At 74.3% G+C, this 5,880-nt stretch carries 5 protein-coding genes and 1 pseudogene; all 6 read left to right on the top strand.

The window, feature by feature from the left end; translation table 11 throughout:
- Nucleotides 1-75: 75 nt before the first annotated feature.
- Nucleotides 76-1,167 carry a methionine ABC transporter ATP-binding protein gene (locus tag AC2CJA_RS23195; RefSeq protein ID WP_484604626.1) on the top strand — a complete coding sequence of 364 codons (1,092 nt, stop codon included), beginning with the start codon at nucleotides 76-78 and terminating at the stop codon, nucleotides 1,165-1,167.
- On the top strand, nucleotides 1,164-1,832 hold the full coding sequence (locus AC2CJA_RS23190) for a methionine ABC transporter permease (protein WP_484604625.1): 669 nt from the start codon (nucleotides 1,164-1,166) through the stop codon (nucleotides 1,830-1,832). Before AC2CJA_RS23195 ends, AC2CJA_RS23190 begins: the two co-directional genes overlap by 4 nt.
- Nucleotides 1,833-1,944: 112 nt before the next feature.
- Nucleotides 1,945-2,820: a MetQ/NlpA family ABC transporter substrate-binding protein gene (locus tag AC2CJA_RS23185; RefSeq protein WP_484604624.1), complete on the top strand. Its 876-nt coding sequence runs from the start codon at nucleotides 1,945-1,947 to the stop codon at nucleotides 2,818-2,820.
- 120 nt (nucleotides 2,821-2,940) lie between these two features.
- Nucleotides 2,941-3,606 carry a GNAT family N-acetyltransferase gene (locus AC2CJA_RS23180; RefSeq protein ID WP_484604623.1) on the top strand — a complete coding sequence of 222 codons (666 nt, stop codon included), beginning with the start codon at nucleotides 2,941-2,943 and terminating at the stop codon, nucleotides 3,604-3,606.
- 184 nt (nucleotides 3,607-3,790) lie between these two features.
- Complete coding sequence (cbiE, locus tag AC2CJA_RS23175) at nucleotides 3,791-5,020, top strand: precorrin-6y C5,15-methyltransferase (decarboxylating) subunit CbiE (RefSeq protein WP_484604622.1); 1,230 nt, start codon at nucleotides 3,791-3,793, stop codon at nucleotides 5,018-5,020.
- A gap of 202 nt (nucleotides 5,021-5,222) precedes the next feature.
- Nucleotides 5,223-5,880 (top strand): annotated as a pseudogene (locus AC2CJA_RS23170) (nicotinate-nucleotide--dimethylbenzimidazole phosphoribosyltransferase); the annotation flags it as partial.

Genomic DNA, 5,880 nt, shown 5'->3' with positions numbered 1-5,880 from the left:
CCCGTCCCCGACGCCAACCCCCCCGGCCGCCGCGCGCCCCCCCCCGCCCGGGCACTCGACAGTCATGGACACCCAGTGATCACCACCACGGGACTCACCAAGGTCTACCGCTCCCGAGGCCGGGACGTGACCGCACTCGACGGTGTCGGCCTCCACGTCCGCGAGGGCGAGGTCTTCGGCGTCGTCGGCCGCAGTGGTGCGGGGAAGTCCTCCCTCATCCGCTGCGTCAACCTGCTGGAGCGCCCCACCTCCGGCACGGTCGTCGTCGACGGACAGGACCTCACCGCCCTGGCCGGGCGCGGACGGCGGGCCGGCGCCGAACTGCGCCGGGCCCGCAGCCGCATCGGCATGGTCTTCCAGCACTTCAACCTGCTGTCCTCCCGGACCGTCCGGGGCAACGTCGAACTGCCGCTGGAGATCCTCGGCGTCCCCGGCCGCGAGCGAGCCCGCAGGGCCCGGGAACTGCTCGGCCTGGTCGGCCTCGCCGACCAGGCCCGGTCCTGGCCCGCACAGCTGTCCGGCGGCCAGAAGCAGCGCGTGGGCATCGCCCGTGCCCTGGCGGGCGACCCCAAGGTGCTGCTGTCGGACGAGGCGACCTCCGCGCTCGACCCGGAGACCACCCGCTCCGTCCTGGCCCTGCTGCGCGACCTCAACCGGCAGCTCGGCCTGACGGTCCTGCTCATCACGCACGAGATGGACGTCGTCAAGACCGTCTGCGACTCGGCCGCGCTGATGCGGGACGGGAAGGTCGCCGAGTCCGGTACCGTCTCCGGGCTGCTGGCCACCCCCGGCTCGGAGCTGGCCCGCGAGCTGTTCCCCCTCGGCGAGCCCGGCGAGCCCGGCGAGCCCGGCGAGACGGCCCCGGCCCCGCAGCGCACCGTCGTGGACGTCACCTTCCACGGCGAGAGCACCGGACGGCCGCTGATCTCCCAGCTCTCACGCACCCACGGCATCGACGTGTCGATCCTGGCGGCCGCCATGGACACCATCGGCGGCCGCCAGGTGGGCCGGATGCGGATCGAACTGCCCGGCCGCCGGGAGGACATCGCCGCGCCGATCGGCTTCCTGCGCGAGCGGGGACTGACCGTCGAGTTCCCCCGGACCCCCGGGACTCCCGGGGCGCCCCGGACCCGCGAAGCCCTCAAGACCGCGGAGGAGTCCCGATGACCTGGCCGGAAATGCGGCCCATCCTGCTCCAGGGCACCGTCGACACCCTCTACATGGTCGGCTGGTCCGCCCTCGTCACCGTCCTGGGCGGTCTCCCGCTGGGCGTGCTGCTGGTGCTCACCGACCGCGGGGGGCTGCTGGCGAACAGGGCCGTCAACAAGGTTCTCGGAGCCGTGGTGAACGTCGGGCGCTCCCTGCCCTTCATCATCCTCGTCGTCGCCCTGATCCCCTTCACCCGCATGGTCGTCGGCACCTCCATCGGCCCGACGGCCGCCGTGGTGCCGCTGTCCATCGGCGCCATCCCCTTCTTCGCCCGCCTGGTGGAGACGGCCGTGCGAGAGGTGGACCACGGACTGGTCGAGGCCGTCCTGTCCATGGGCGGCGGCACCGGAACGGTCGTCCTCAAGGCGCTGCTGCCACAGGCCCTGCCCTCCCTCGTGGCCGGCCTGACCACCACCGTCATCACCCTCGTCGGCTACTCCGCGATGGCCGGCGCGGTGGGCGCCGAAGGTCTGGGCAGCAAGGCCATCACCTACGGCTACCAGCGCTTCGAGACGGGTCTCATGCTCGCCACCGTCGTCGTGCTGCTCGCCGTCGTCACCGCCGTGCAGCTCCTGGGCGACGGCGCGGTGCGCCTGCTCTCCCGCCGCGAGCACACCACCTGACCCCCCCGAACCACCCTCCACACCCATGGAAGCCGGACCCCTTGTCCGGCACAGGCCGGAGCCCGGCGCACGCCGGGTCCCGGAGAACGCAGAACGGAAAGAGGCACTCTTCGTGCGCACCATCCCCAAGTCCGCCGTCTCCCGGTCCGCCCGCACCAGGGCCACCACCGTCGCGGCCACCGCCGCCCTGGCCCTCTCGCTGGCCGCCTGCGGCACCGACTCCGACCCCGCCGCCTCCAGCGGCTCGGGGGACGCCGACGCCCCGCTGACCGTCGCCGCCTCCCCGACCCCGCACGCCGACATCCTCGGCTTCGTCCGGGACGACCTGGCCGAGAAGGCCGGACTGAAGCTGGAGGTCAGGGAGTTCACCGACTACGTCCTGCCCAACACCGCCACCGAGAACGGCGAGGTCGACGCCAACTACTTCCAGCACAAGCCCTACCTGGACGACTTCAACGCCAGGCAGGACACCCACCTGGTGCCCGTGACGGGCGTCCACCTGGAGCCGCTGGGCCTGTACTCCTCCACGCTGGAGAAGACCTCCGAACTCGGCGCCGGCGACACCGTCGCGGTGCCCAACGACACCACCAACGAGGGCCGCGCCCTCAAGCTCCTGGACGACCACGGCCTGATCGAGCTGAAGGAGGGCGCCGGGCAGGACGCCACCCTGGCCGACATCGCCGACGACAGGGGCCTGGAGTTCGAGGAGCTCGAGGCCGCGGCGCTGCCCCGCTCCCTGGACGACGTGGACGCCGCCGTCATCAACGGCAACTACGCCATCGAGGCCGGTCTGGAGCCCGCCGAGGACGCCCTGGCCCTGGAGGAGGCCGAGGGCAACCCCTACGTCAACCTCCTCGTCGTCAAGGAGGGCGGTGAGGACGACCCGCGGGTGAGGAAGCTGGCCGACCTGCTGGCCTCCGAGGAGGTCGCCGACTTCATCGAGGAGGAGTACCGGGGCTCGGTGGTGGCCGCCTCCGACGCCTCCTGACACCGGTGCGGCGGTGAGCCGGGGTCCGCCCGTGCCCCGGCTCACCGCCGGGCCCGCGCTGCACGCCGCCGGGGCGATGCTGCATGCTGTGCACTCGACCCCGTCAGGCTGGAGCGGCGCATGACATCCATCTTCCCGGAGATCTCGATCAGCACGGAACGGCTCGTGCTGCGTCCCCTCGAGACCGAGGACGCACCCGCGTTCACCGAGATGATGAACGACGAACTGGTCACCGCCTGGACCTCCGTGCCCGTCCCCTACACCGAGGAGCACGCCCGGGAGTGGATCACCCGGGGAGCGCCCGCGGAGCGGGCCGGGGGACACGGCATCGTCTTCGCCGTCACCGAGTTCCTCACCCAGCGCCTGGTCGGCACCGTCCATCTGCGCAAGACCGACTGGCGGGTGCTGTCCGCCGAGGCCGCCTACGTGACCGCCCCCTGGGCGCGCGGCGAGGGGTACGCCGCCGAGTCGCTGCTCGCCGCCGTCCAGTGGCTGTTCCAGGACCGGAAGTTCGAGCGGCTGGAGATCCGCACCCCGGCCGACAACACCGCCTCCCAGCGGGTCGCGCAGAAGGTCGGCTGCGTCAGCGAGGGCGTACTGCGCAACGCCTGGATAGCCCGGACCCGTACCGAGGACGGGGGCTGGACCGACATCCGCACCGACCTGATCGTCTGGAGCCTCCTGCCGGAGGATCTGGAGGACGGACCGGGCGAGTCGGCCGGCGCCGGAGGCTACCCCGCCTACCCCGAGGCCGGGAGCTACTCCGCCTACCCCGACTGGCGCTGACGGACCGGAGCCGCGCACCTCCGGAGCCGCGAAGCCCGGGAACCCCGAAGTCCGGACCGGGCCCCCGCGCCGGGCGAGGTAACCTCACTGCGGCGATCCCGCCGCCCCGCGGGTACCGCGCCCCGCGCACACCCCCGCACCGTCTTCCGCCCCCGCACCGCGACGCGCCAGGAGAGAGCCGACGATGGCCGACCGTGTCACCGTGATCGGGTGGGACGGCTCGCCACTGACCGAGGCCGCCCGCGCCGCTCTCGGAGCCGCCACCCTCGTCGCTGGCGCCGCCCACCACCTGGCCCTCCCCGAGATCCCGCCCGGCGCCGAGCGCATCCGGCTGGGCAGCGTGCCCCCGGCCGCCCGCCGTATCGCCGGGCACCGCGGCACCGCGGTGGTCCTCGCCGACGGAGACCCGGGCTTCTTCGGTGTCGTCCGCACCCTGCGCGCACCCGAGTACGGCCTGGAGGTCGAGGTCGTACCCGCCGTCTCCTCGGTCGCCGCGGCCTTCGCCCGCGCGGGGATGCCCTGGGACGACGCCCGGATCGTCGTCGCCCACGGCCGCACCCTGCGCCGCGCCGTCAACGTCTGCCGCGCCCACACCAAGGTCGCCGTCCTCACCTCGCCCGGCGCCGGCCCCGCCGAACTGGCTCTGCTGCTGGACGGGGTGCACCGCACCTTCTTCATCTGCGAGGCACTGGGCACCGACCGGGAGCGGGTCACCGTACTGACCTCCGACAAGGTCGCCGACCACGTCTGGCGCGACCCCAACGTCGTGATCGTGGTGGGCGGTTCGGCGTCCGCGGCCGGGCCCGTCACGCCGGGCCCGAGCGGATGGCTGGCCGGAAGCGAACCGAACTACCCGCCCGCCGTGCGGGGCTGGGCCCTGCCGGCCGCCGAGTACACCGGTCAGGACGCCCCGGCGGCGACCGCGGACTCCGCGCAGCTGCGCGCCGCCCAGCTCGCCCGGCTCGGCCCCAGAGCGGGCGACCTGCTGTGGGACATCGGCGCGGGCAGCGGAGCCGTCGCCGTGGAGGCCGCCCGCTTCGGCTCCGCGGTCCTCGCGGTCGAACGCGACGCGGCCGCCTGTGCGCGGATGTCCGCCGCCGCGCGGCGCTTCGGCGTCCAGCTCCAAGTCGTACACGGCATCGCGCCCCTGGCGCTGGAGGCGCTGCCCGAACCCGACGTGGTGCGTGTCGGCGGGGGAGGGGTGCGTACGGTCGCCGCCTGCGCCGACCGCAGACCCGAGAGGATCGTCACACACGCCTCCACCCGCGACGGGGCCGAGGCCGTCGGACGGGTGCTGGCGGACGGCGGATACACCGTGGAGTGCACCCTGCTCCAGTCCCTGGAACTGGACACCCGGGAGTGGACGGAGCGCGAACGCGCGGTCGTCTTCCTGCTGTCCGGCAGCCGGATGTGATCTCGTCCGGGACGAACCGGACCAACCGGGGTCAGTCGTCCCCCCCGCCACCCGCGGGGCGCGACGGCGGGTAGGCTGATGGACCGTTGTGCCGCCGGCCGGTATTGACACTTTGTCTGTCGATGTCGGGATGGTTCGGACGGGGGCACGGCGGGCGCCCGCTGGGGCCGGAAGGAGCACTACCGATGGGCGAGGGGTACGCATGACTGACACCGGCCGGGTCCCGGGCGAGGGACAGCCGGAGAACGCAGGCGGACAGCCGGAGCAGCCGGGCGCACCGGCACCCGGCACGTACACCTTCGGGGGCCCGGTCGAAGGTGTGGCGTCGGGCTACGAGGACGACCTGCTGCTGCCCGGCTCCCACGGCTGGGGCGAGGCGGCGGCGTCCGCGCGGCCCCAGGCATCCGCGCCCGCCTCCGTGCCCGGCCCGCGCGAGTCGGACGGATACGGGCAGTACCCAGCGCCGTCCGGGCGGACGGCCCACGGGCAGGCGCCCCACACCGCCGTGACGCCTCCCCGCCCGCCGCACCTGGGGCCGCCCGTGCCCGAGCAGTCCGGCGTGGTGCGCACGCTCGCCGACCGCAGCAGCGCCCCGGCGGCTCCGGCGCCCACGCCCCCGCGGGGCGTGCCCGTACGGCAGCCGGGACCGCCGACCACGGGGCCCGAGTACTTCGACGTCGCACACGAGGAGCACGCGGCGCGGAACACCCCCTCCCCGGAGGCGTCCGGGGCGGTCGCGCCCGAGGGGGCGGCGCCCGCTCCCGACGCGCCCGCTCCTGCCGCGCAGCACGGACCGCAGCAGCCCGGCACGCTTCCGTCCGACCCGGTGCAGCCGGGCGCCTGGGCGCCGCAGCCACCCG

Source organism: Streptomyces sp. ATLC9, from assembly GCF_057196705.1.
The sequence above is the reverse complement of the archived record's forward strand: the minus strand, read 5'-3'. Positions and strand labels throughout refer to the sequence as shown.